Here is a 26,321-nt window from a genome sequence, read left to right as displayed (position 1 = left end):
AAAAACGCTTCACGCCCCGGCAATTGAAAAGAAAGTTTGCAGAATCGATCGGAAGCGGCACAAGAGGCCGCGCATTTTGTTATAAACGGTCTGCGATTCGGACATGAGGTTTGGACCGGTCCGGTCGCACAGTGAAAAAAGAATCGACGCGAAAGGATTTGGGATGAGTGAGCCGCAGCACCCGCAGCCGCAGGACACAGACACGAACGAAGGCCGCCCGGCATCTGTCGCACGGGCGGTGGTGCAGCCTGTGGGGCAGCCGGGCCTGGACTCGCTGGCGGCGGTTGGCGCGCGCTTGACGCAACTGCGCGAATCGAAGAACTGGTCGATCGAAGACGTTTCTGCCCGCCTCAAGGTGGCGCCCGCCAAATTGCGCGCGCTCGAAGCGGGCGACATCAGCCACTTGCCGGACACCACGTTTGCGCTCGGCGTCGTGCGCAGCTATGCGAAGATGCTCGGCGCCGATCCCACGCCGTTTACGCAGGCTTTGCGTCGCGAGAAGGGCGTGCCTGCGCCGGATCTGTCGATGCCGGCTTCATCGGGCAAGGATTTGCCGCGCGGCCGCGTGTCGCTGTCGCTCGGCGGGGGCGCGCAAAGAAGCCGCTCGTGGTTGTGGGGCGTCGCGGCGGTGATCGTCGCGGTTATCGCGCTCGCCATGTGGCATACCAATGGCGGCGATTCCACGGCTTGGCTCGCGCGCCTGAAAGCAAGCGCGAACGGCGGCGCGGGTGGCGCCACTGGTGCGTCCGGTGCTGTCGCGCAAGGCCCGGCGGCCGGCTCGGAGGCAGCCGCTCAGGAGGCGGCGCCCGAGACGGACGCTGCGGCGCAAGGCGCGTCGTCGGCTACACCGATGCCCGCTCCGCTCGCTGCCGGCACGGCGCCGGCTTCGGCGCCGCCCGTCACGGCTACGCCTGCTGCGCCCTCTGCTCCTGTGGCGAGCGCGCCGGCGGTGGTCGCGGGCGCATCGGCGGCAGTTGCAGCGCCGCGGGCAGGTTCGGCCATCGTTGCGCTGCGCGTCACGCAGGATAGCTGGTTCAGCGTGCGCGGCAAGGACGGCAAGGAAGTGTTCTCCGGCCTCGTGCGTGCAGGCGACACAAAAGAAGTGACGGGCGAAGCGCCCTTGAAGGTTACGGTCGGCAACAAGGCGGGTCTCGAGTCGATCACGCTCGACGGCCAGCCGGTCGATCCGTCGAAATATGCGGCGGCGAAAGGCAACGTGGCGCGCTTCGCGCTGCCTTGATACAGACGGTGTGCGCCGCGGCCAACCGGACCGCGGCGCTTTTTCAATTCAGGCGCTGCATTTTTGCGGCGACTGCGGCGTAAATGGGTTTTTCGATGCAATCCGAAGCTCAATCCCAATCCAGTAGCAAGATCGTGTCAAACGAGCCGGTGTTCGGCGGACAGGCGCCGCGGCGCAAGTCGCATGCGGTCGACGTCCGTTGGGGCGGCCAGCTCGTCACCATCGGCGGCGACGCGCCGGTGCGCGTCCAGTCGATGACAAACACGGACACCGCCGACGCCATCGGCACCGCTATCCAGATCAAGGAACTCGCGCAAGCCGGTTCGGAACTGGTGCGCATCACGGTCAACACGCCGGAGGCGGCCGCGGCCGTGCCGGCGGTGCGCGAGCAGCTCGACCGCATGGGCGTATCGGTGCCGCTCGTCGGCGATTTTCATTACAACGGCCACCTGCTGCTGCGCGACTACCCGGCGTGCGCGGAGGCGTTGTCGAAGTACCGCATCAACCCCGGCAATGTCGGCCACGGCGCGAAGCGCGACACGCAATTCGCGCAGATGATCGAAGCGGCGGTGAAGTACGACAAGCCGGTTCGTATCGGCGTGAACTGGGGCAGTCTCGACCAGGACCTGCTCGCGAAGATGATGGACGAAAACGCCGCGCGTTCCACGCCGTGGGAAGCGCAAAGCGTGATGTACGAAGCGCTGATCCAGTCGGCGATCGGCTCGGCGGAGCGGGCGGTCGAACTCGGTCTCTCGCGCAACCAGATCATTCTGTCGTGCAAGGTGAGCGGCGTGCAGGACCTGATCGCGGTGTACCGCGAGCTCGCGCGCCGTTGCGATTTCGCACTGCATCTCGGTCTGACGGAAGCGGGCATGGGCTCGAAGGGCATCGTCGCGTCGACGGCGGCGTTGTCGGTGCTGCTGCAGCAGGGCATCGGCGACACGATCCGCATTTCGCTCACGCCTGAACCGGGCGCGCCGCGTACCGGCGAAGTGATCGTCGGCCAGGAAATTTTGCAGACCATGGGTCTGCGCTCGTTCACGCCGATGGTCATTGCCTGCCCCGGCTGCGGTCGCACGACCAGCACGCTGTTCCAGGAACTGGCGTCGCAAATCCAGACCTATCTGCGTACGCAAATGCCGGTCTGGCGCGACCAGTATCCTGGCGTCGAAAAAATGCACGTCGCGGTGATGGGCTGCATCGTCAACGGTCCGGGCGAGTCGAAGCAGGCGAACATCGGCATCAGCCTGCCGGGATCGGGCGAGAATCCGGCTGCGCCCGTGTTTATCGACGGCGAGAAGGTCAAGACGCTGCGCGGCGAGAACATCGCGCAAGAATTCCAGCAAATCGTGAGTGACTACGTCGAGCGCCGCTATGGCCGCGCCGAGGCGCTCAACTAAACATCGGCTATCGCATACAGATGACTGAACAGAAGAAAAAGCTCGAGAAGCTGTCCGGCGTGAAGGGCATGAACGACATCCTTCCGCAGGAAGCCGGGCTGTGGGAATTTTTCGAAACGACCGTCAAGTCGATGCTGCGTTCGTACGGATACCAGAATATTCGTACGCCTATCGTCGAACATACGCAGCTGTTTACGCGCGGTATCGGCGAAGTGACGGACATCGTCGAGAAGGAAATGTACAGCTTCACCGACGCGTTGAACGGTGAAAATCTGACGATGCGCCCGGAAAATACGGCGGCGGTGGTGCGTGCGGCGATCGAGCACAACATGCTGTACGACGGGCCGAAGCGTCTGTGGTACATCGGCCCGATGTTCCGTCACGAGCGTCCGCAGCGCGGCCGTTATCGGCAGTTTCATCAGGTCGGCGTGGAAGCGCTCGGCTTTGCCGGCCCCGACGCCGACGCTGAAATCATCATGATGTGCCAGCGGCTGTGGGACGACCTCGGCCTCATGGGCATCAAGCTCGAGATCAATTCGCTGGGTCTCGCGGAAGAGCGCGCGGCGCATCGCGTCGAACTCATTGCGTACCTCGAAAAGCATATGGACGTGCTGGACGAAGATGCAAAGCGGCGTCTCTACACGAACCCGCTGCGCGTGCTCGATACGAAGAACCCGGCGCTCCAGGAAGTCGCTCAGAACGCGCCGAAGCTGATCGACTTTCTCGGCGAGGAATCGCGCGCGCACTTCGAAGGTTTGCAGCGCATTCTCAAAGCGAACAACATTCCGTTCACGATCAATCCGCGTCTCGTGCGCGGTCTCGATTACTACAATCTGACCGTGTTCGAATGGGTGACGGACAAGCTCGGCGCGCAAGGCACGGTCGCCGCGGGCGGCCGTTACGATCCGCTGATCGAGCAACTCGGCGGTAAGGCTACGGCTGCATGCGGCTGGGCGATGGGCATCGAGCGGATTCTCGAGCTGCTGAAAGAAGAACAGCTCGTGCCCGAAGACGAAGGTTGCGACGTGTACGTGGTCCACCAGGGCGATGCGGCGCGCGAGCAGGCCTTCATCATTGCCGAGCGGCTGCGCGACACCGGTCTCGACGTGATCCTGCATTGCAGCGCCGACGGTCAATCAGCGAGCTTCAAATCGCAGATGAAACGCGCCGACGCAAGCGGCGCCGCGTTCGCCGTGGTGCTCGGCGAAGACGAGATCGCGAACGGTACGGTCGGGGTCAAACCGCTGCGAGATACAAATGCTAACGGCGGTAAAAACGAGCAACATAACGTGCCCGCCGAAGACTTGACCGAATTTCTAATCAATGCGATGGTTGCAACCGCCGAAGACGGCGACGACTGATCGCGATGTCGTCGAGCCGGTTTTGTGACCGATCAGACTCGACACGCACACGTAGCAAGAAAGAGGAAATCGCCGGGCAATGAGTTACCACGACGAACAAGAATCGATTGAAGGTCTGAAGGCATGGTGGGCGCAGTGGGGCAATGCAACCACGTGGATCGTGCTGGTGGCGCTGGTCGCCGCAGCCGGCTGGAACGGCTGGAATTTCTGGCAGCGGCGTCAGGCCGCGGAAGCCGCCGTGCTGTACGACCAGGTGCAGCAGGCGGTGGCATCGGGCGATAAGGCGAAGATCAGCCGCGTCGCCGCCGACATGGAAGACAAGTTCAGCCGCACCGCGTACGCGCAAATGACGGCGCTTGGCGCCGCGAAGGCGCTGTACGCAGCCGGCGACGAAGCCGGCGCGAAAACGCAGTTGCAATGGACCATCGATCACGCGAAGGACGACGAGTTCAAGCAGATCGCCAGGCTGCGCCTCGCTTCGCTGCTGCTCGACGAGAAGGCTTACGACCAGGGCCTCGCACTGCTCGCCGAACCGCAATCCGACGCGTTCAAGGGCATCGTGGCCAACGGCCGCGGCGATCTGCTCGCCGCTCAGGGCAAGCGTGACGACGCGCGCGCGGCCTACAAGCTCGCGCTCGAATCGCTGCCGAAGAACGACAGTTCGGAGCGCCAATTGATCCAGTTCAAGCTGGACGCGCTGGGCGGCTAAGCAGCGCGCGCAACGTCGCCCGCCAAGATCAACCGGCCTTTCTTTAACCTATTTCCTGAATGCTTCGTCCACCGATGAATCTGCTGAAACGTTACGCTGTGCCCGTTGTCTGTGCGATGACCGTCCTCGCTCTCGCGGCATGCTCATCCACGAAAGACGAGCGCCGCGTGCCGACGCCGCTCACCGAGTTCAAACCCGTGCTCGACGTACAGCAAGCCTGGAAGACGAGCGTCGGCAAGGCAGGCCGTTATCTGTTCTCGCCGGTTGCGATCGGCGACGCGGTGTACGCGGCCGGCGCGAACGGCTCCGTTGCGAAGATCGACGCGCAAACCGGCAAGGACATCTGGCGAGTCAAGCTGCACGACGACATCTCCGCGGGTGTCGGCAGCGACGGCACGCTGACGGCCGTCGGCGGTCTGAAGGGCGACGTCTATGTGCTCGGCACAGACGGCAAGCAATTGTGGACGGCCAAGGCGCCCGGCGAAATCATCTCGCCGCCGCTCGTCGGCAATGGTCTCGTGGTCGTGCGTACAGTCGACGGCCAGATCGTCGCGTTCAATGCGCAAACCGGCGAGCAGAAGTGGAACTACCGCAATCGCGCTGTGCCGCTGAACCTGCGCGTGTCGTCGGGCATGACGTTCGCGGGCGACGCGGCCGTGCTGGCCGGTTTCCCTGGCGGATCGTTCTCGGCGATCAATCTGCAAACGGGTGAGACGTACTGGCAAACGCCGGTGTCCTATCCGAAGGGCGTGACGGAAGTGGAGCGCATCAACGACGTGACCGGCCCGCCCACGCTGGTCGGTTCGGAAACCTGCGCGGTGACGTTCCAAGGTCAGATTGGCTGTTTCGATGCGAACTCGGGCCGTGCGCTGTGGGAAAAGGCGTTCTCGAGCGCGAGCGGTCTTGCGCAGGACGATCGCGCGGTCGTCGCACCGGACGACTGGTCCGTCGTGTCCGCGTTCGACGTTACCACCGGCGCGCCGCTGTGGAAGAACGACAAGCTGAAGAACCGCGAACTCGGCGTGCCGTTTATCCTTGGCCGCGCTGCGGTGCTGGGCGACTATCAGGGCTACGTGCACTTCCTGTCGCGCGAGGACGGAACGCTCGTCGCACGCATGAAGACCGACGGTAGCGCGATTAGCGCGGCACCCGTGCTGGCCGGCGAGACGCTCGTCGTGCAAACGCGCGACGGCGACCTGTACGGTTACCGTCCGCGCTGATTGGCGGGGGCGCTGTCGAGCGCGCAGGCCGGCTTTGCCGGCCGCGCGTTTTTTGAGGCGCGTAGTAGTGGTAGCACCTTTGCGTGCGCCGACGCCGGCAGGCGGTGCAGGCAACGCACATCGCGCGTGCCACATCGCGAGGTAAGTAAGCGATTCCACCGGACTGGCTGAGCCGGTGAGAACGAAAAACGCTGCAAAAGCGAGCGGCACAATCGCTGCGAATAACAGCGATCGGCCGCGAACGGCGAACACAGCAGCGCATGAACGCGATGCAGTCGAGCGATGCACGCAAGCGATCAACAAAAGCAGCACGCGTGACGCCGCTTGTTGCTGGTGGTGCCGCAGTCAGTGCCGCAGTCAGCAGCATAGTCAGCGGCGCAGTCAGCCGCATCACAAGACACGCAGCGTAGCCGGCGAACGAACCGCCTGCAGCAGGACATGACCTCGCAGCCGATCACGCTGCGCATCAGCCAAACCCCCGTCCGCCTCGGCGCGCATCTGGACAGCGCATCCGGGGCTGGCCGAATTCGTGATAATTTTCGTCAAACGCTGCCGTGTAGCGGCGCAATGGCGTCGCTATGCGGACGGTCGATTCCGATCCGCGTTTCACCGTGAACAACATCTGATGAAACCCGTTATTGCCCTCGTCGGGCGCCCCAATGTGGGGAAATCCACGCTGTTCAACCGCCTCACGCGTTCGCGTGACGCGCTCGTCGCCGACTTGCCCGGCCTCACCCGCGATCGCCACTACGGCGAAGGGCGCACTGGTGAGCGGCCGTATCTCGTCGTCGACACGGGCGGTTTCGAGCCGGTCGCGAAAGACGGCATCCTGCACGAGATGGCGCGCCAGACGCGCCAGGCGGTGGAGGAGTCGGACATCGTCGTGTTTATCGTCGACGGACGCAATGGTCTCGCGCCGCAAGACAAGTCGATCGCCGACTATCTGCGCAAGACGGGCCGGCCGATCTTCCTCGTCGTCAACAAGGCCGAGGGGATGAAGTACAGCACCGTTGCCGCCGACTTCTACGAACTCGGTCTCGGCGATCCGCGCGCGATTTCGGCCGCGCACGGCGACGGCGTGACGGAAATGATCAACGAGGCGCTCGGCGTCGCGTACGCGGGCCAGCCCGAAGAGACCGACGAGGACAAGGAAGCGCGCGGCGTGAAGATCGCGATCGTCGGCCGTCCGAACGTGGGCAAGTCGACGCTGATCAATGCGCTGGTGGGCGAAGAGCGCGTGATCGCATTCGACATGCCCGGCACCACGCGCGATTCGATCTACGTCGACTTCGAGCGTCAGGGCAAGCCGTACACGCTGATCGACACGGCAGGTTTGCGCCGCCGCGGCAAGGTGTTCGAAGCGATCGAAAAGTTTTCGGTGGTCAAAACGCTGCAGTCGATTTCGGACGCCAACGTCGTCATTCTGCTGCTCGACGCGCGCCAGGATATTTCGGAACAGGACGCGCACATTGCCGGCTTCGTGGTCGAGCAGGGCCGCGCGCTGGTGGTCGGCGTGAACAAATGGGACGGGCTCGATTCGCATGTGCGCGAACGCACGAAAGCCGATCTGGAACGCAAACTAAAATTCCTCGACTTCGCCAAATTCCATTTCATTTCGGCTGCGGAAAAAACGGGAATCGGTCCGCTCATGCGCTCGGTTGACGACGCCTACGCCGCGGCAATGTCGAAGCTGCCCACACCGAAGCTGACGCGCGCGCTGATCGAGGCGGTCGAGTTCCAGCAGCCGCGCCGACGCGGTCCGGTGCGGCCGAAATTGCGTTACGCGCACCAGGGTGGACAGAATCCGCCGATCATCGTGATTCACGGCAACGCGCTCGACGCGATCACCGAAACGTACAAACGCTACCTTGAAAACCGCTTCCGGGAAACTTTCAAGCTGACCGGGACTCCATTGCGAATAGAGTTCAGATCGTCGACGAACCCTTACGCGGACAAAGGCTGAAACCCGCGTGTGCGTTGGGTTTGGCCGCTTCGGCAGGGGCCCCGCGCGAAAACGAAAATCGGCTATAGTGTAGCGGTTGACGGCAGATACCTTTTCTTCTGTCGTCAATTCAGTCAACCTGCAAAAAAATACGGAGTTTGCTATGAGCAACAAAGGGCAATTGTTACAAGACCCGTTTTTGAACGCACTGCGTAAAGAGCATGTGCCGGTGTCGATCTACCTGGTCAACGGCATCAAGCTTCAAGGGAACATCGAATCGTTCGACCAGTACGTCGTGTTGCTCAGGAATACGGTCACCCAGATGGTCTACAAGCACGCAATCTCGACTGTCGTGCCAGCCCGTCCGGTGAATTTCCACCCGGATTCCGAACAGTCCTAACCCCCGTCGCGGCCGGCATAGCGTCGCCCGTTGGCGATTACTTCCGGCCGCCTCATTTTGATACCGTCCAATTTGATCAATGCAGCGCTTGTCGGCATCGACTTCGGTAAGATCGATTTCGAAGCCAGTCTCGAAGAACTCAGCCTGCTCGCGCAAAGCGCGGGCGCGAATCCTCTAGTCACCCTCACCGGGCGCCGGGCGAGTCCCGACGCGAAGATGTTCGTCGGCAGCGGCAAGGCCGAAGAACTGCGCCTTGCGTGTGAGGCCAACGACATCGAACTCGTCATCTTCAATCACGCTCTTGCGCCTGCCCAGCAGCGCAATCTGGAGCAAGCGCTTAATCGGCGCGTGATCGACCGCACGAGTCTCATCCTCGATATTTTTGCGCAGCGCGCCCGCAGCCACGAAGGCAAGCTGCAGGTGGAGCTCGCGCAATTGCAGTATCTGTCCACGCGGCTGATCCGTGCATGGACTCACCTCGAGCGGCAAAAAGGCGGTATCGGCTTGCGCGGGCCTGGTGAGACGCAGCTCGAAACCGACCGCCGGCTGATCGGCGAGCGCATCAAGGCGCTCAAGTCGCGGCTCGAAAAATTGCGCCGCCAGCATGGCACGCAGCGCCGCCAGCGCTCGCGCAATCAGACCATGTCGGTGTCGCTCGTCGGCTATACGAACGCGGGCAAGTCCACGCTCTTCAATGCGCTGACGAAGGCGCAGGCGTACGCGGCCGATCAGCTTTTCGCCACGCTCGACACGACTTCGCGCCGTGTTTATCTCGGCGACGAAGCGGGGCAGGTGGTGGTGTCCGACACGGTCGGCTTCATCCGCGAACTGCCTCACCAACTCGTCGCGGCGTTTCGCGCCACGCTCGAAGAAACGATCCACGCGGATCTGCTGCTGCATGTCGTGGATGCTTCCAGCGCCGTGCGTCTCGATCAGATCGATCAGGTGAACGAGGTGTTGCACGCAATCGGTGCGGACACCGTCCGGCAGGTGCTCGTGTTCAACAAGATCGACGCGGTGCCCGAATTGGCGGCCCGCGGCGAGGCGGTCGAGCGAGACGAGTATGGTAATATTTCGCGCGTCTTTTTGAGCGCGCGCACGGGGCAAGGGCTGGACACATTGCGCGCTGCCATCGCTGAGATCGCTACTGCCGAACCTCTTCCCGACACGCTGCTGGACTCGTCGGAAGAAGACCGGTCGGCAGCACCACGCGAGCACCGCAAGGTTCCAGAACTCGGGCACTGACCCGTTCCAATTGCACTGACCCGCTGTCTACTCTGGTGAACGAACACAGGTGAACGATTACAACGAGCGGAGTATCTGGCTGCGCATGCGCGCCATGCTTTCACTGAACGATCCGCGCTGGGGCCGTGGCGATGGCAATGGCGAGCGCCAGCGGCCCGTCGAGCCCAAGCGGCCGCAGGCCAAGGAAGGTGAAGGCCCGCCCGATCTCGACGAGATGTGGCGGGATTTCAACCGTCGTTTGAGCCGGATGTTCGGCCGCAAGGGCGGCGGTGCCGGCGGCGGCCGTCCGGACAACGGACGTGGCGCGCGCATTGGCGTCGGCATCGTGATCGGCGTACTGATCGCCATTTATCTCGGCAGCGGCGTGTTCGTGGTGCAGGACGGCCAGGCCGGCGTCGTGATGCAGTTCGGCAAATATCGCTACACGGCCGCGCACGGTGTGCACTGGCGTTTGCCGTATCCGTTCGAAACGCACGAGCTCGTCAATATCGGCCAGGTTCGCCAGGTGGAGATCGGCCGCAACAACGTCGTGCGTCTTGCGAACGTGAAAGACGCGTCCATGCTGACGCACGACGCGGACATCGTCGACATTCGCTTCGCCGTGCAGTACCAGATCCGCAAGCCGACCGATTACCTTTTCCGCAGCGTCGATCCCGACCAGAGCGTGATGCAGGCCGCGCAGGCCGCGGTGCGCGGCATCGTCGGCGCGCGCAGCACACAAGACATTCTTGGTCAGGATCGCGAAGCAATTCGCCAGCAATTGATCGCGGCAATCCAGAAATCGCTCGATCAATACCAATCCGGTCTCGCTGTTACCGGCGTGACAATCCAGGCGGTGCAGGCGCCTGACCAGGTACAGGCCGCGTTCGACGACGCTGCGCGCGTGCGTCAGGAAAACGAGCGTGCGAAGCGCGACGCGCAAGCCTATGCAGCCGAGCTTCTTCCGCGTGCACAAGCGGACGTGGCGCGCCAGATCGACGACGCGAAGAAGTACAGCGACAAGACGGTGGCGCAAGCGCAAGGCGACGCGGACCGCTTCAAGGAAGTCTATGCGCAGTACTCGAAGGCGCCCGCTGTGATTCGTCAGCGCATGTATCTGGAAACCATGCAGCAGATCTATTCGAATACGACCAAGGTCTTTGTGGACAACAAGAGCGGCAACAACGTGCTGTATCTGCCGCTCGACAAGCTCGTCGAGCAGAACCGTCAGCGTGTGGCAGATGCCGCGGCAGCCGCGGCTGCATCGGGCGCCGCAGCGGCGGGTGCGTCGCAGCCGGCGAATTCGCCGGGTGCTGTGGCGGCGCAGGCGAATGCCGCATCGGCTGCCGCCGCATCGACGGCTGCTTCCGGGTCCGCATCCGCAGCAGCCGCCACGCCTGCAAGCCGCGCGGCGGCGAGCAGCGACGCGCTACGTTCGCGCGAGTCCTTCCGCAGCCGTATGCGCGAAGACGACGTTCAATAAGGAGCGCAGAACATGAACAAGATCATTGCGCTCGTCATCGCGGTTGTCATCGTGCTGTTCGCCGCTTCGTCGATGGTGGTCGTCGTCGACCAGCGTCATATGGCGGTGTTGTCGTCGCGCGGCGACGCGGCGCCGGCGTTGCTCGGGCCCGGACTGCACGTGAAGCTGCCGCCGCCGTTGCAAACGGTGACGCTCGTCGATAGCCGCATCCAGTCGCTCGACGCGCCGGACGAAGACCGCTACGTAACCGCCGACAAGAACGATTTGCTCGCGAACCCGGTCGTCAAATATCGCGTGACCGATCCGCTGAAGCTGCTCGCCGAAACGAAGGGCGACGTGCAAAGCCTGCCGGAGCGCCTCGCGCTCGTCGCGCGCGGCGCACTCGGCGACGCATTCGGCAAGTACACACTGGCCGATGCGCTCGCCAAACAGCAGACACTCGCCGACGAAGCGCGCGGCGCGATGGACAAGACGGCGGCGTCGCTCGGTGTGTCGGTGGTGGACGTGCAGTTGACGCGGGTCGATTTTCCGGCCGCCATGGCCGACTCGGTCTACAAGCGGATGATCGCCGAGCGCCAGCAGATCGCGGCCGACGAACGCGCGAAAGGCGCCGCCGAAGCCGACAAGATCAAGGCCGACGCCGTCGCGCAGCAGCAGGCCATTCTGGCTAACGGCTATGGCCAGGCGCAGACCATCAAGGGCGAGGGCGATGCGAAAACCGCCGAGATCGCCGCGCAGGCGTACGGCAGCGACCCGGAGTTCTATCAGTTCTATCAAAGCATGCAGGCGTACCGGAACACCTTCAAGCCTGGCGACGTGATCGTGGTCGACCCGAGCAGCGAGTTTTTCCGCTTCATGCGTAGTCCGACCGGCGGCGCAGCCCCGGACGCTTCCGCGGCCTCGCGCAAACACTAATAACCCGGAACGCCGCGGCATTCGCATCGCGGCCCCTTCTTTCGCATGGATATAGTCGGCTCGTTACTGCTCGCGATCGCGTTGATGCTGGTTATCGAGGGGATGTTCCCATTCGTTTTTCCGAGCGCGTGGCGCGACACGTTCCGTAGAATAGCGGAACGGCCCACGCATCAGATTCGTATCGGCGGCCTGATCGTCATGCTGCTGGGGCTGATTCTGCTGTTTTTCGTGACTTGACGCGGAGCGTGGGGCGACGCGCGATGCGCGACACGCGACGCCTCAGCGTGAACAAGCCCGCGATGTTTCCGCATCGACCGCCGCGTGTTTCGACAGGCGCTCTTCCTGCGTAGCGACTGCATGAGCCGTACGCTTCCGCCGCCGTCTGCCGAAGCCGCCGCAATCGAGCCCGAGTCCGAGCCCGCCATTCACACTTACTACCGGCGCACTGTGCCGCCGTGTTCAACGTCGTAGGACTGTATCGATGTCGACCTGGTTACTTCCCGAGAACATTGCCGACGTGCTGCCGTCGGAGGCCCGCAAGATCGAAGAATTGCGGCGTCGTCTGCTGGACCGTTTTCGCTCGTACGGCTACGAGATGGTCATGCCGCCGCTGCTCGAATACATCGAGTCGCTATTGACGGGCGGCGGGCACGATCTGAACCTGCGCACATTCAAGCTGGTCGATCAGTTGTCCGGACGCACGCTCGGCCTGCGCGCCGACATCACGCCGCAGGTCGCGCGTATCGACGCGCATCTGCTGAACCGTCAGGGCGTCACGCGTCTTTGCTACGCCGGGAATGTCGCGCATACGCGGCCGCGCGGTCTGCACGCGACGCGCGAGCAGATTCAGATCGGCGCTGAAATTTACGGTCATGCGGGCCTCGAGGCCGACCTTGAAATCCAGCAACTGATGCTCGATGCGCTGCATCTCGCGGGCCTGGGCAAAGTGCGCCTCGACCTGTGTCACGCGGGCGTGCTCGCGGCGTTGATCGAAGCGGAGCCGGCCGCCGCCGAACTCGGCCAATCGCTTTACGACGCGCTGGCGGGCAAGGACGTGCCCAGGCTCGTCGAATTGACCGCGAATCTTTCGGCCGTCACGCGCGATGCATTGCGCGCGCTGCCTGCGCTTTACGGCGACGCGTCGGTGCTCGAAGAAGCGCGCGCGCGTTTGCCGAATGCGCCGGCCATCGCACGCGCGCTCGACGACCTCGCATTCCTCGCAAGCCAGGTCGAAGGCGCCGAAGTGATGATCGACCTCGCGGATTTGCGCGGCTACGCGTATCACAGCGGCGTGATGTTCTCGGCGTATGTCGACGGCGTGCCGAATGCGGTTGCGCGCGGCGGCCGTTACGACCACGTCGGCCAGGCGTATGGCCGGGCGCGCGCGGCGACAGGCTTCTCGCTCGATCTTCGCGAAGTCGCGCGCATTTCGCCCGTCGAAGCGCGCAGCAGCGCGATTCTCGCGCCCTGGCAACACGACGACGCGCTGCGCGTGAGCGTGGCCGCGTTGCGCGACGCCGGTGAAGTCGTGATCCAGGCGCTGCCCGGTCACGAACACGATCTCGACGAATTCGCGTTCGACCGCGTGTTGGTCGAGCGCAACGGCGCATGGACCGTCGAACCGCGCTCGTGAGCGCGTTTTAATAGCGTCGCTCACGGTTTTTTCGCGGACACATCGAGGCGCGCAGCAGTTGTTCCGCATGCGTCGCCGGACATCGCGCGGCTATTGGCTACCCTTGGCCAACGTCGGCCACCACCGGCCGCGCTCCTTTCACGATACCCACCATAACGTGCATGCCGTTGAGCGGAAACGGAAAAATTCCGGAAGCGTCCGCGAACATAGGTAAAATACGTTTTTAACCAGCTTACGAAACAACATGTCTGCCAGCGCAGTGAATGTGAACCCCGGGCGTAACGTCGTCGTCGTGGGAACCCAGTGGGGTGATGAAGGCAAGGGCAAAATCGTCGACTGGCTGACGGACCACGCTCAAGGCGTCGTTCGCTTCCAGGGCGGTCACAATGCCGGCCACACGCTTATCATCGGCGGCAAGAAAACCATCTTGCGCCTGATCCCGTCGGGCATCATGCATGCCGGCGTCGCGTGCTACATCGGCAATGGCGTCGTGTTGTCGCCGGAAGCGCTGTTCAAGGAAATCGGCGAACTCGAGGCCGCAGGCGTCGACGTGCAGAACCGCCTGTTCATTTCCGAAGCCACCACGCTCATCCTGCCGTATCACATTGCCATCGACCAGGGCCGCGAAGCGCGCCGTGGCGCGAGCAAGATCGGCACCACCGGCCGCGGCATCGGCCCGGCTTACGAAGACAAGGTGGCGCGCCGCGGCTTGCGCGTGCAGGACCTGTTCGAGCCGGAGACTTTCGCCGAACGTCTGCGTGAAAACCTCGACTATCACAACTTCGTGCTGACGCAGTACCTGGGCGTCGCCGCTGTCGACTTCCAGCAAACGCTCGACACGATGCTGAGCTACGCCGACCGTCTGAAGCCGATGGTGACGGACGTGTCGCGCCGTCTGTACGACGCGAACGCCGCCGGCAGCAATCTGCTGTTCGAAGGCGCGCAAGGCACGCTGCTCGACATCGACCACGGCACCTATCCGTTCGTCACGTCGAGCAACTGCGTCGCGGGCGCGGCAACGGCGGGCGCGGGCGTCGGTCCGCAAAAGCTGAACTACATTCTCGGCATCACCAAGGCGTACTGCACGCGCGTCGGCTCGGGCCCGTTCCCGAGCGAACTGTACGACGCGGACAACGCCGCGCGCCAGGAAGCGATCGGCCTGGAACTCGCCACCGTCGGCAAGGAATTCGGCTCGGTCACCGGCCGTCCGCGCCGCACCGGCTGGCTCGACGTCGCCGCGCTGCGCCGCTCGATCCAGATCAACGGCGTGTCGGGCTTGTGCATGACGAAGCTCGACGTGCTCGACGGCCTCGACGAAGTGAAGCTGTGCGTCGGCTATACGGTCGACGGCAAGAACGTCGATCTGCTGCCGCGTGGCTCGTCGGAAGTCGCGCGTTGCGTGCCGGTGTACGAAACCTTCGCGGGCTGGAAGGAAAGCACCGTCGGCATCAAGGAATGGGACAAGCTGCCGGCGAACGCGCGTGCGTATCTGTCGCGCGTGCAGGAAGTGGCGGGCATTCCGATCGACATGGTGTCGACCGGTCCGGATCGCGACGAGACCATTCTGCTTCGTCATCCGTTCAAGGCTTAAGCGATGGTGCAAGGTGTCCCCATGATTGCGATGAAAGATCCGCGCAACGACGATAAAAACCTGTGGGTCGGCTGGGACGAGTATCACCGGCTGATCGAATTGCTGGCGCTCGCCGTGCATGAATCGGGCTGGAAGTTCGACAAGATTCTGTGCCTCGCGCGCGGCGGTTTGCGCGTGGGCGACCAGCTTTCGCGCATCTACGATTTGCCGCTGGCTATTCTCGCAACCAGTTCATATCGCGAAGCGGCCGGCACGGAGCAGGGCGAACTCGACATCGCGCAATACATCACGATGACGCGCGGTGAACTGCACGGCAACGTGCTGCTCGTCGACGACCTCGTCGATTCCGGCGTGACGCTCGCACGCGTTCAGCAGCATCTGAAGGAACGCTATCCGGCCATCACGGCGGTGCGTTCGGCGGTGCTCTGGTACAAGGGCTGCTCGAAAGTGAAGCCCGACTATCATGTGCAGTACTTGCCGACCAATCCGTGGATTCATCAACCGTTCGAGGAGTGGGATACGGTTCGCCCGCACAACCTCGGCGCGTGGATCAAGCGCGGCATGGCGCAAGCGCAGGAGTCCTCGGAAAATTGATGCCTCAAAAGCGCATCGTAGCGGAGCCCCATAGGGCTCCGTTTTTTTATGCGCTGGCAACAACGCGCGGCGCTTCGCCCGCGCGCAGTGACATTCGCCGCACGAGACGTTACGCAGCAGACGCGCACATATCGCAGTGCTACACTGCGCGGACCATCCACGTGGTGTGTCCACAATAAGCTGGGCGGTCTCAGGCAGGCGGTTTAGAATAGCGGTCGCTTTTTTCCGCCCAGGAAACGGATTTCCTCGCGTTTATGACAGATAACAATCACGTGCACAAACAGCCACTACCTTCGCTCGCGCTCGCCGCGATCGGCGTGGTGTTCGGCGATATCGGCACGAGCCCGCTGTACGCGCTCAAAGAGGCGTTCAGCCCGTCGCATGGCATTCCGCTGACCGATCAATCCATCCTGGGCGTGATCTCGCTGCTGTTCTGGGCCATCGTGATCGTCGTCGGCATCAAGTACGTGCTGTTCGTGATGCGCGCGGACAACAACGGCGAGGGCGGCGTGCTCGCGCTCATGGCGCTGGCGCTGCGTTCGCTGGATGAGAAATCGAAAATGGCCGGCCTGCTGATGATGCTCGGCATTTTCGGCGCCTGCATGTTTTACGGCGACGCGGTGATTACGCCCGCCATTTCGGTGATTTCCGCCGTCGAAGGTCTCGAGATCGCGGCGCCTCATCTGTCTCATCTGGTGTTGCCGCTCACCATCGTGATTCTGATCCTGCTGTTCTGGATTCAGCGGCACGGCACCGCCACCGTCGGCCGTCTGTTCGGTCCGATCATGGTCGTGTGGTTCGTCGTGCTCGCCGTGCTCGGGCTCTGGCATATCGTGCAATCGCCGACTGTGATCCGCGCGCTGAACCCGTATTACGCGTACTCCTTCATGGCCGCGCACGTGTTGCAAGCGTATGTCGTGCTCGGTTCGGTCGTGCTCGTGCTGACGGGCGCCGAGGCGCTCTACGCGGATATGGGCCACTTCGGCGCGAAGCCGATCCGCATGGGCTGGTACGTGCTGGTGATGCCTTCGCTGGTGCTGAACTATTTCGGCCAGGGCGCGCTGCTGATGCACGACGCGAAGGCGATCGAGAATCCGTTCTTCCTGCTCGCGCCGCAGTGGGCGTTGCTGCCGCTCGTCGTGCTGTCGACGGTGGCGACGGTGATCGCGTCGCAGGCGGTGATCTCGGGCGCGTATTCGTTGACGAGCCAGGCGATTCAGCTCGGCTACGTGCCGCGCATGAAGATCCTGCATACGTCCGAGCTTGCTATCGGCCAGATTTATGTGCCGGTCGTGAACTGGATGCTGCTCTTCATCATTCTGTGCATCGTGATCGCGTTCAAGAGTTCCGATAACCTCGCGGCCGCGTACGGCATCGCGGTGACGGCGACAATGGTCATCACCACGATCCTCGCATGCGTCGTGATGGTGAAGGTGTGGAACTGGAACAAGTTCCTGGTTGGACTGATCATCGCCGTCTTCATCACGATCGACCTAGGATTTTTCGGCGCGAATCTGCTGAAGGTGGAAGAGGGCGGCTGGCTGCCGCTCGGCATTGGCGCCTTGCTGTTCTTCCTGCTGATGACGTGGTTCAAGGGCCGAATGATCGTCAAGGAACGCACGGCCGCCGACGGTATTCCGCTGATGCCGTTCCTGCAAGGGCTGCTCGCGCATCCGCCGCACCGCGTGTCGGGTACGGCGATCTACCTGACCGGCAGCGATACGCTCGTGCCCGTCAGCCTGCTGCACAATCTGAAGCACAACAAGGTGCTGCATGAGCGCACCATCTTCCTGACCTTCATCACGCGCGACATTCCGTATGTGAACGACGCGGAGCGTGTGACGGTGAGGAACATCGACGGCGGTTTGTATCTCGTCAAGGCCGCGTACGGCTTTAATGAAACGCCGGACGTGAAGGCCGTGCTCATGGAAATCGGCCGCACGCACGACATGACGTTCGAGTTGATGGACACGTCGTTCTTCCTCGCTCGCGAAACGGTCGTGCCCACGCAATTGCCCGGCATGTCGGTGTGGCGCGAACGTGTGTTCGCGTGGATGCATCAGAACGCCGCGAAGCCGACGGACTTCTTTAGTATTCCCGCGAATCGCGTGGTGGAGCTGGGAACGAAGATCGAGATTTGACGGACGGCGCAGTAGCCGGCATTAGCTCTAACGAAAAAAACCCACGCAATGCGTGGGTTTTTTGTTGGCAGCCCCGTGAGAGACGGCGTGCATTCAGCGGCGCAGCATAAGCACTTCGCACACCGAACGCACAGGCGCCTTACTTCTGCTTGAGCTTCGCGAATGCCGCGGCCATTGCGCCACCCGGTTCCGGTTCACGCGAGCGCTGCTGCGGCGCGCCGCGTCCATTGCCGCCGCCCGCACGGCCGGAGCCGCCGCGATCCTGCTGCGCACCGCCGCCACTGCGCGTTGCGGCCGCGCCGAACTCGTCGTCCAGACGCATGGTCAGCGCGATACGCTGGCGCTTCACATCGACTTCGAGCACCTTGACCTTGACGATCTGGCCGGCCTTGACGACTTCGTGCGGGTCCTTGATGAACTTCGTCGACATGGCGGACACGTGCACGAGACCGTCCTGGTGCACGCCGACGTCGATGAACGCGCCAAACGCCGCGACGTTCGTCACCACGCCTTCGAGCACCATGCCAGGCGTCAGGTCGCTGACTTTCTCGACGCCTTCGCGGAACGTCGCCGTCTTGAACTCAGGCCGCGGATCGCGGCCCGGCTTTTCGAGTTCGAGCAGAATGTCGCGCACGGTCGGCAGACCGAAACGATCGTCGACGAATTCGGCGGGCGACAGGCCGCGCAGCGCGTCGCGATTGCCGAGCACTTCGCCGGCATGCTTGTTGATCTTCGCGAGAATCCGTTCGACGACCGGATACGCTTCCGGGTGCACCGACGAGCGGTCGAGCGGATTTTCGCCGTTGTTGATGCGCAGAAAACCGGCCGCCTGTTCGAAGGTTTTGTCGCCGAGACGCGGCACCTTGCGCAAGTGCTCGCGCGAAGGGAACGGACCGTTCGCGTCGCGATAGTCGACGATGTTGCGAGCCAGCGTGGCGTTGAGCCCCGACACGCGCGCGAGCAACGCGACCGACGCCGTATTCGCATCCACGCCGACCGCGTTCACGCAGTCTTCGACCACGGCGTCGAGCGAGCGCGCGAGTTCGCGCTGGTTCACGTCGTGCTGATATTGGCCGACGCCGATTGCCTTCGGCTCGATCTTCACGAGTTCGGCGAGCGGGTCTTGCAGACGCCGCGCGATGGACACCGCGCCGCGCAGCGACACGTCCATGTCCGGGAATTCCTTTGCCGCGAGTTCGGACGCCGAGTAGACCGACGCGCCCGCTTCCGACACGACGATCTTTTGCAGCTTGAGTTCGGGATGACGCGCGATCAGTTCGCTCGCGAGCTTGTCCGTTTCACGCGACGCCGTGCCGTTGCCGATACTGATCAGCTCGGCCTGCGTCTGCGCGCAGATGCGCGCCAGTTTCGCGATGGAGCCGTCCCAGTCGCGGCGCGGCTCGTGCGGGTAGATCACGTCGGTGGCGAGCACCTTGCCCGTCCGATCGACCACCGCGACTTTCACGCCGGTGCGCATACCAGGATCGAGACCGATCACGGCCTTCGGGCCCGCCGGCGCGGCCAGCAGCAGGTCCTTCAGATTGCGCGCGAACACGCGGATCGCTTCGTGTTCGGCTTCCTCGCGCAGATTGGTCAGCAGTTCGTTTTCGATGTGCGGCTGCACCTTCACGCGCCAGCACCAGCGGCACACGTCCGACAGCCATTTATCGGCCGGACGGTTTTGATTGGCAATGCCGAAATGACGCGCGATCAGCGTCTCGCCCGGATGCGGCACCTGCGCGTCCAGTTCTTCGCCGAGGCCGAGCTTGATCATCAGCACGCCGGCATTGCGGCCGCGGAACAGCGCGAGCGCGCGATGCGACGGCACCGTGCGGATGGTTTCCGCGTAGTCGTAGTAATCGCGGAATTTTTCTTCTTCAGCGCTCTCTTTGCCTTCGACCACCTTCGACGACACCACGCCCTGATTGAACATGTAATCGCGCAGCTTGCCGAGCAGGTCAGCCGTTTCGCCGAATTGTTCGGAGAGGATGTCGCGTGCGCCGTCGAGCGCGGCCTTCACGTCGGCGACGCCTTTCTCGGCGTCGACATACGCGGCGGCTTCGGTTTGCGGGTCGAGCAGCGGATTGCCGAGCAGCGCATCGGCGAGCGGCTGCAGGCCGGCTTCGCGAGCGATCTGCGCGCGCGTGCGGCGCTTCGGCTTATACGGGAGATAAAGGTCTTCGAGCACCTGCTTGCTGTCGGCGCCTTCGATCGCGGTGCGCAGCTCGTCGGTGAGCTTGCCCTGTTCGTCGATGCTCGCGATGATCGCCGCACGCCGGTCTTCCAGTTCGCGCAGATACAGCAAGCGTTCCTCGAGGTTACGCAACTGCGTGTCGTCGAGATTGTCGGTCACTTCCTTGCGGTAGCGCGCGATAAACGGAACGGTCGCTCCTTCGTCCAGAAGTTGCACCGCGGCCGCGACCTGGCGCGGCTGGACGGACAGTTCGGCGGCGATGCGCTGTACGATCTTGAGTGCTACGGTTTCCGTCATAAGCTCTTGGGTTTCCTGCGGACTCGGTCAGGGGCCGTGCGCCGGCGGCGCCTCGCACACACACGAGGCGCCGGGCACGCAGTGCGTGCGCGCTGCGACCAGTTTGCTAGAGCGGGGCATTTTGCCACAAATGCCAAAGGGCTCAACCGCGCGGGGGTGATAGAATTTCGGGCATGTTCCGTTGACCCTCTCTGACGTTGCCAATCACGTTGCCAATCTCCTTTTTGTTCAACCGCCAGGGCTCGCGCCCGGTTTCCCGCTTGCCACATTTGCCGCTGTTCGCCGCGCGCTGGCCGTTTGCTTCGCGTGTAGCCGGGTCGCGTCGTGTCGACCTTTTCGCGTGGGTTTCCAGCAGAACGTTGATGGCGTCTTGCGCGGTGTCGGCGTGCATGATGGCTGCGGCGCTGGCCATGTCAGAGCCTGCTGCGGCGCAATCGGTGACGCCCGCGGCCGCATCGGCTGTGCAGGGTAGCAGTGCCGGCGGTGACACGAATGCCGCTGCCGACGGTGCAAGCAGCACCGCAGCGCTGGACAGCGAATTCGACGCGCGGCAGAGAACGCTGGATCAACGCACCGAGGAAAACAACTATCGCTATGGCGTCGCCGAGCATGACTGCTACAGCACGTTCTTTGTCAATCACTGTCTGAACAAGGCGCGCGATCAGATGCGCACGGTTCAGGCGCAGATCCGCAAGGAGCAGTTGGCACTCGACGGCGAGCAGCGCGCCGAGCGCGCGCGCAAGCGCGACGAGCAGGCGGCGATCAAGCGCGCACAAGACGAGGCGAGCGCGCCGCAGCGTGCCGCCGAAGACGCGCGCAACGCCCAGGCTTACGAAGACAAGCAGCGCCAGCACGCGCTCGACCAGGCGCAGCGCAGTGCCGAGGCGCCGCAGCGCAGCGCCAACGCCGAGGCCTACGAGGAAAAGCAGCGTCAGCACGCAATCGACCAGGCGAAGCGCGGCATCAGCCCGTCGCAGGCGGCTGCCAATCAGCGGGCTTACGACCAGAAGCAGGGCGACTTCCAGCGCAAGCTGGACGAGGCTCGCAAGCAGGGCGCGCAGAAAGCGCAGGAGCGCGTCGAGAAGCAGCAGAGCTTCGAAAAGAAACAGGCCGAGGCCGCGCAGCACCGGGCCGATGTCGAAGCGCGCCAGAAGCAGGCCGCCGAAAAAGCCGAGCAGAAACGCCAGGAACAGTTGAGGCAGCAGAAGCAACTCGAAGAGCAGCAGAAACAGCAACAGCAGCAACAGTAGCGAGCCGCGCCGTGCGCAGTGCGTGTGACATGCGTATGGCGTTGAATGGCGCTTGCATGGTGCTGGATCGCACCCATCCGCACGGTGGGTGCCATGCGGTTGTAATATCGCAGTAGTGCACGCAGTAGCCAGCGCGCGCCGTAGTGCAGACAGTCGCCGTAACGCGTTTTGAGCCGGACAGCAACCTCAGGCAACGGGCTGAACATCGCGAACATGCAGCCCGTGTCACAGTCGAGCGGAGGCGAGCATGCGCGATCAACATCACGTCATCAACGCGGACACACTTCGCGACCGGATTCTGCAACTGCAATCGGAGCATAGTGGGCTCGACCGTTTGATCGACCGAATATCGGATGAGCCCGGCATCGACGACTTCGAGTTGCAGCGCCTGAAAAAGCGCAAACTCAAAGTCAAGGACACCATCATCTTGCTGCAATTGCAGCTCGAACCGGACGCACGCGCCTGAGTTCGCGGCCTGGCAGGCGCCGGGCGCGCGCCGCGCGAGCCGGACTTTGCAGGAAACGCTTGCCTTGAATTCACCGCTTGAAACTTCGCTTGAAACTTCATCACGCGCGAGTGCCGCCGACAGCGCCTCTGACACCGGCACACCTGCGCCGCGTCCCGCCGCGCCGGCGCTGAGCGCATCGCTCGATCCTCGCCGCGCCGCGGAACTGAACGACATCTTCGCCGACAACGGTTTGCTGGCGCGGCAGATCGACGGCTATCGCTCACGGGCGTCGCAAATCGAAATGTCGCGCGCCGTCGCTGCCGCCATGGAAGCATCGGGCCGCGCGATGCCCGAGCCCGCGATGTTCGAGGCGCAAAAACGTCCGGCGCGGCGTCTGCAAACTGCCGGCGCGGATGCCGCAAGCGAGACCGTCGAAGCCGACGGAGCGAAGGCGCTCGACGGCGCCGAGAACACGCTGATCGTCGAGGCCGGCACGGGCACGGGCAAGACCTATGCGTATTTGGTGCCGGCCATGCTGTGGGGCGGCAAGGTGATCGTCTCCACGGGCACCAAGCACCTGCAGGACCAGCTCTTTCAGCGCGACATTCCGACCGTGCGCGACGCACTGGCGGTGCCCGTGTCGGTGGCCATGCTCAAGGGCCGCGCGAACTATCTGTGTCACTACTATCTGCAGCGCACGGCCGATAACGGCCGCTTGCCGTCGCGCCAGGAAACCTCGTATCTGCAGGACATCGTCCGCTTCGCGAAGATCACGCGAACCGGCGACAAAGCCGAACTCGCGAGCGTGCCGGAAACGGCGGCGGTGTGGTCGATGGTGACGTCGACGCGGGACAACTGTCTCGGCCAGGAGTGTCCGCATTACAAGGACTGCTTCGTGATGCAGGCGCGCCGCGAGGCGCAGCAGGCCGACATCGTGGTGGTGAATCACCACCTCTTTTTCGCCGACATCATGCTGCGCGACACCGGCATGGCCGAGCTGCTGCCCACGGCCAATACGGTCATCTTCGACGAGGCGCATCAGCTTCCCGAAACGGCCACGCTGTTTTTCGGCGAGACGCTTTCCACCGCGCAGTTTCTCGAACTCGCGCGCGATTCGGTGGCCGAGGGCTTGGGGCATGCCCGCGACGCCGTCGACTGGGTCAAGCTCGGTTCGACGTTGGAGCGTGCCGCGCGCGACGTGCGGCTTGCGTTCAAGGAAGATTCGGTGCGCTTGTCGATCGGTCAGTTGCCCGACGATCACCCGCTGTTCGCCGCGCTCGAAGCGCTCGAAGCGGAACTCGACGCACTCGAGTCCGCGCTCGCCGGACAGGCCGAGCGCGCGGAGTCGATCGGCGCCTGTTTGCGCCGCGCGCGCGAGTTGCAGGGCGTGCTCGCCGGCTGGACGACTCCGCCTACCGAACTCGAACGTCAGACTGCGGATACGGATCGAAGCGCTTCCGCCGAAGCCAAAAACGAGCGCGCCGATCCGAACGAAAAAGTGCGCTGGATCGAAGTCTTCGCGCACACGGTGCAGTTGCATGAGACGCCGCTCGCGGTCGCGCCGATTTTCGCGAAGCAGCGCGCCGGCGTGCCGCGCGCGTGGATCTTTACGTCGGCTACGTTGTCGGTGCGCGGCGACTTCACGCACTACGCCGCGCAAATGGGCCTGAACGCCAAACGTTCGATGACCTTGCCGAGCCCGTTCGACTATCCGTCGCAAGGGCTGTTGTATGTGCCGCGCAATCTGCCGCAGCCGTCGTCGCCGACGTTCACAGACGCGGTGTTCGACGCGGCCTTGCCGGCGATCGAAGCCTCGGGCGGCGGCGTCTTCATGTTGTGCACGACGTTGCGCGCCGTGGACCGCATCTCCGCGAAATTGCGCGATGTGATCGAGGCGCGCGGCTGGAACTATCCGCTGCTGGTTCAGGGCGATGCGAGCCGCACGGAATTGCTCGATCGTTTTCGCGCGTACGGCAACGCGATTCTTGTCGGCAGTCAGAGCTTCTGGGAAGGCGTCGACGTGCGGGGCGACGCGCTATCGCTCGTCGTGATCGACAAGCTGCCGTTTGCGCCGCCCGACGATCCGGTTCTGTCAGCGCGGCTCGATGCGCTCACGAAGAAAGGTCTGAGCCCGTTCGCGGTTCATCAGTTGCCGCAGGCTGTCATTACGCTCAAGCAGGGCGCAGGGCGGCTGATTCGCGCGGAAACCGATCGCGGCGTGCTGATGATCTGCGATACGCGTCTCGTCGATAAACCTTATGGGCGCCGGATCTGGCAAAGCCTGCCGCCGTTTAAGCGCACGCGTGAAATCGAGGTCGTCCGCGAATTCTTTGAAGAGAACGACAAAGCCGCGCAATAGGCGAAATGGCATAGCCGTATTTCCACGCCGCGAAAACGACGCTGGAATAACGGCGCTGAAATAACAAAACGCCACGGATGTGAGTCCGTGGCGTTTCGCTTTACCGCTCGGGAAATCGCGATGATTTCCCGATGCGGTTTTCGCCCGAAGGCGAACCCTACGCGACAGCTTACTGGCTTGCGCCCGAAGCCGGAGCAGCAGCCGAAGCAGCAGCGCCTGCGTCCGAAGCAGCGGTCGAAGCCGAAGCAGCAGCGTCGCTCGCAGCAGCAGCCGCACCCGATGCAGCAGCAGCCGAATCCGAAGCAGCGGCAGCCGGTGCCGAAGCGGCAGCTGCGTCGCTAGCCGGTGCAGCGGCCTGATCGTTGCTCTTGTTGCATGCAGCCAGTGCCACAGCTGCCAACAGGGATGCTACGAGGAGGGATTTCTTCATGATCACGTCCTTTTATGGTTAAAGGTAAGCAACAGCGCAAAATAATACCGGTAATGTGCTCCAACACCGACTTCGGCCGCTGGTGGAGACGCTCTTTTGACGAGCAGGAATCTTCCCTACGGCTTGGGCGGAAATTATATGCACTTTCGTACTGACAATCCATAAATCCGGGGTCAATACGTTGTCTTTCTCATACAAAATTTCACTGTACTGTGTATAACAGACACGCGAGGCTAGGCAAGCTCGCCCATCCGTATCCAGCCCGCACGATACCACTCGTGTAGCCGTGCTGTCACCGACGAATCGTGTGAGAGTGTTACAAAGCGTTTCGCACTCAGACATCGGTGATCTGCGAGATCAAAGAGCCACTTTTTCGAGCCGTCAAACGGAAATTTCTCTCCGTTTATGAAGAAAAAGCGGCGGTTGTACAACAAACTCGTCTTGCGGTCCAGTCGCACTCCGGACTTCAATGCTTCACTGATAAAACGCGCTTCGTTGAGCGGCCTTTGCGGCGGATCAAAGACGACACTCGGCTTGGGTTCGCTGAGATACGTGCCAAGGAACGACGCAATGTCCTGCTCATTCCATCTGACCTCAGCAAGGATTGCGCCAACGCGTTCGACGAGCGCCGCCGGCAGTTCCGCCGGCCGGTCCACGGCGGGCTGCTGGGGATCGCGGTAAAGCGCGCCGGTCCGGCCGTTCTCTTCGCCGCGCTCGGCCAGATGGTAAAGGAACTGCGCCGTCAGCTCGCCCGCCGACGGCGCGCGAAACCCGATCGAGCAGGTCATGCATTCGCCCTCGGCGACGCCGTCGTGTGCGATATGCGGCGGCAGATACAGCATGTCGCCGGGCTCCAGCACCCACTCTTGTTCTGCCTCAAAGTTCTGTAAAACTTTCAACGGCAAGTCCGGCTGCAGCGTCAGATCTTTCTGCGCGCTGATGCGCCAGCGCCGCTTGCCTTTTACTTGCAAAAGAAACACATCGTAGGAATCGAAGTGCGGGCCCACGCCGCCGCCGTCGGTCGCATACGAGATCATAAGATCGTCCAGGCGCGCGTCTGGCACGAAGCGGAAGCGGTCGAGCAGGGCGCGCGCGCGGTCGTCGTGCAGATCGACGCCTTGCACGAGCAGCGTCCACGCGCGCCGCTTCAGCGACGGCAGTTCGTCAGGCGCGAACGGGCCATGCTCGAGTTGCCATTTATTGCGAAAGTGCGTGATGAGGCGCGCCTCGACGTCGTCTTCGTCCGCGAGTTCGAACAACTCGTCGCGCGAAAGCGGCGCTTCGACGTGGGGAATTGCCTGGCGGATCAATAACGGTTTTTTCTGCCAGTAGCGGCGCATGAATTGCGACGGCGTGAGGTTGCCGAGCAGCGGCGTGGGCGTGTCGGGCGAGGGCGGGAAAATCGCGGAAGCCGGCTTTGCAGCCGGTGAAGAATTGCGTGCCGAAGCTGCTTCGGCCGGGTGGTCAGTGGGCCGCTTGGGCATCGTATA

22 protein-coding genes are annotated in these 26,321 nt (G+C 63.2%); 18 read left to right on the top strand and 4 right to left on the bottom strand.

What is annotated here, in order from left to right; translation table 11 throughout:
- Positions 1-163 precede the first annotated feature (163 nt).
- The 15 genes from CUJ91_RS11460 (at position 164) to CUJ91_RS11390 (ending at position 17,853) form a co-directional block, all read left to right on the top strand.
- Positions 164-1,240, top strand: a complete 1,077-nt coding sequence (locus tag CUJ91_RS11460) for a helix-turn-helix domain-containing protein (RefSeq protein WP_053858429.1) — start codon at positions 164-166, stop codon at positions 1,238-1,240.
- Positions 1,241-1,323: 83 nt separating this feature from the next.
- Entirely contained in the window at positions 1,324-2,640 is a 1,317-nt protein-coding gene (gene ispG / locus CUJ91_RS11455; protein WP_053858428.1) for a flavodoxin-dependent (E)-4-hydroxy-3-methylbut-2-enyl-diphosphate synthase, read from the top strand.
- Positions 2,641-2,660: 20 nt separating this feature from the next.
- Positions 2,661-4,001 carry a histidine--tRNA ligase gene (gene hisS, locus CUJ91_RS11450; RefSeq protein ID WP_053858427.1) on the top strand — a complete coding sequence of 447 codons (1,341 nt, stop codon included), beginning with the start codon at positions 2,661-2,663 and terminating at the stop codon, positions 3,999-4,001.
- Positions 4,002-4,080: 79 nt separating this feature from the next.
- Positions 4,081-4,710, top strand: a complete 630-nt coding sequence (locus CUJ91_RS11445; protein WP_053858426.1) for a YfgM family protein — start codon at positions 4,081-4,083, stop codon at positions 4,708-4,710.
- A gap of 74 nt (positions 4,711-4,784) precedes the next feature.
- A complete protein-coding gene (gene bamB / locus CUJ91_RS11440) occupies positions 4,785-5,930 on the top strand; it encodes an outer membrane protein assembly factor BamB (protein WP_029967447.1) in 1,146 nt (381 codons plus the stop codon).
- A 625-nt stretch (positions 5,931-6,555) separates the two neighbouring features.
- Positions 6,556-7,893 carry a ribosome biogenesis GTPase Der gene (gene der / locus CUJ91_RS11435; RefSeq protein ID WP_029967444.1) on the top strand — a complete coding sequence of 446 codons (1,338 nt, stop codon included), beginning with the start codon at positions 6,556-6,558 and terminating at the stop codon, positions 7,891-7,893.
- A 142-nt stretch (positions 7,894-8,035) separates the two neighbouring features.
- Positions 8,036-8,272: an RNA chaperone Hfq gene (gene hfq, locus CUJ91_RS11430; protein WP_006051315.1), complete on the top strand. Its 237-nt coding sequence runs from the start codon at positions 8,036-8,038 to the stop codon at positions 8,270-8,272.
- 72 nt (positions 8,273-8,344) lie between these two features.
- A complete protein-coding gene (gene hflX, locus CUJ91_RS11425) occupies positions 8,345-9,517 on the top strand; it encodes a GTPase HflX (protein ID WP_114156720.1) in 1,173 nt (390 codons plus the stop codon).
- Positions 9,518-9,566: 49 nt separating this feature from the next.
- Positions 9,567-10,979, top strand: coding sequence for an FtsH protease activity modulator HflK (hflK, locus tag CUJ91_RS11420; RefSeq protein WP_114156231.1), 1,413 nt, complete (start codon positions 9,567-9,569; stop codon positions 10,977-10,979).
- Between the two features lie 12 nt (positions 10,980-10,991).
- The gene (hflC, locus tag CUJ91_RS11415; protein WP_114156230.1) at positions 10,992-11,894 is read left to right on the top strand and encodes a protease modulator HflC; all 903 of its coding nucleotides are present in this window, start codon (positions 10,992-10,994) and stop codon (positions 11,892-11,894) included.
- 45 nt (positions 11,895-11,939) lie between these two features.
- On the top strand, positions 11,940-12,131 hold the full coding sequence (locus tag CUJ91_RS11410; protein ID WP_006051319.1) for a DUF2065 domain-containing protein: 192 nt from the start codon (positions 11,940-11,942) through the stop codon (positions 12,129-12,131).
- A gap of 244 nt (positions 12,132-12,375) precedes the next feature.
- Positions 12,376-13,527 carry an ATP phosphoribosyltransferase regulatory subunit gene (locus CUJ91_RS11405; protein WP_006051320.1) on the top strand — a complete coding sequence of 384 codons (1,152 nt, stop codon included), beginning with the start codon at positions 12,376-12,378 and terminating at the stop codon, positions 13,525-13,527.
- A 244-nt stretch (positions 13,528-13,771) separates the two neighbouring features.
- Positions 13,772-15,118, top strand: a complete 1,347-nt coding sequence (locus tag CUJ91_RS11400) for an adenylosuccinate synthase (RefSeq protein ID WP_006051321.1) — start codon at positions 13,772-13,774, stop codon at positions 15,116-15,118.
- Between the two features lie 3 nt (positions 15,119-15,121).
- Complete coding sequence (locus CUJ91_RS11395) at positions 15,122-15,712, top strand: phosphoribosyltransferase (protein ID WP_006051322.1); 591 nt, start codon at positions 15,122-15,124, stop codon at positions 15,710-15,712.
- 254 nt (positions 15,713-15,966) lie between these two features.
- Complete coding sequence (locus tag CUJ91_RS11390) at positions 15,967-17,853, top strand: potassium transporter Kup (RefSeq protein ID WP_029967434.1); 1,887 nt, start codon at positions 15,967-15,969, stop codon at positions 17,851-17,853.
- A 139-nt stretch (positions 17,854-17,992) separates the two neighbouring features.
- On the opposite strand, the gene CUJ91_RS11385 is transcribed toward CUJ91_RS11390, so the two are convergent.
- Both CUJ91_RS11385 and CUJ91_RS34000 read right to left on the bottom strand, forming a co-directional pair.
- Entirely contained in the window at positions 17,993-20,344 is a 2,352-nt protein-coding gene (locus CUJ91_RS11385) for a Tex family protein (RefSeq protein WP_006051326.1), read from the bottom strand.
- 142 nt (positions 20,345-20,486) lie between these two features.
- A complete protein-coding gene (locus CUJ91_RS34000; RefSeq protein WP_153067628.1) occupies positions 20,487-20,756 on the bottom strand; it encodes a hypothetical protein in 270 nt (89 codons plus the stop codon).
- Between CUJ91_RS34000 and CUJ91_RS11380 the strand changes: the two genes are divergently transcribed.
- The 3 genes from CUJ91_RS11380 (at position 20,734) to yoaA (ending at position 24,401) form a co-directional block, all read left to right on the top strand.
- Entirely contained in the window at positions 20,734-21,594 is an 861-nt protein-coding gene (locus tag CUJ91_RS11380) for a hypothetical protein (protein WP_114156719.1), read from the top strand. The two genes, CUJ91_RS34000 and CUJ91_RS11380, sit on opposite strands and share 23 nt — an antisense overlap.
- A 247-nt stretch (positions 21,595-21,841) precedes the next feature.
- Positions 21,842-22,060 carry a DUF465 domain-containing protein gene (locus tag CUJ91_RS11375; protein ID WP_006051328.1) on the top strand — a complete coding sequence of 73 codons (219 nt, stop codon included), beginning with the start codon at positions 21,842-21,844 and terminating at the stop codon, positions 22,058-22,060.
- A gap of 64 nt (positions 22,061-22,124) precedes the next feature.
- Positions 22,125-24,401, top strand: coding sequence for a DNA repair helicase YoaA (gene yoaA / locus CUJ91_RS11370; RefSeq protein ID WP_114156718.1), 2,277 nt, complete (start codon positions 22,125-22,127; stop codon positions 24,399-24,401).
- Between the two features lie 169 nt (positions 24,402-24,570).
- Here yoaA and CUJ91_RS34815 read toward each other — a convergent pair whose 3' ends face one another.
- A complete protein-coding gene (locus CUJ91_RS34815; RefSeq protein ID WP_081652994.1) occupies positions 24,571-24,831 on the bottom strand; it encodes a hypothetical protein in 261 nt (86 codons plus the stop codon).
- Positions 24,832-25,064: 233 nt separating this feature from the next.
- A complete protein-coding gene (locus CUJ91_RS11355; protein WP_114156229.1) occupies positions 25,065-26,315 on the bottom strand; it encodes a cupin domain-containing protein in 1,251 nt (416 codons plus the stop codon).
- Positions 26,316-26,321 lie beyond the last annotated feature (6 nt).

The sequence above is a fragment of the Paraburkholderia graminis genome (assembly GCF_003330785.1).
Taxonomy (GTDB): Bacteria; Pseudomonadota; Gammaproteobacteria; order Burkholderiales; family Burkholderiaceae; genus Paraburkholderia; species Paraburkholderia graminis.
The sequence above is the reverse complement of the archived record's forward strand: the minus strand, read 5'-3'. Positions and strand labels throughout refer to the sequence as shown.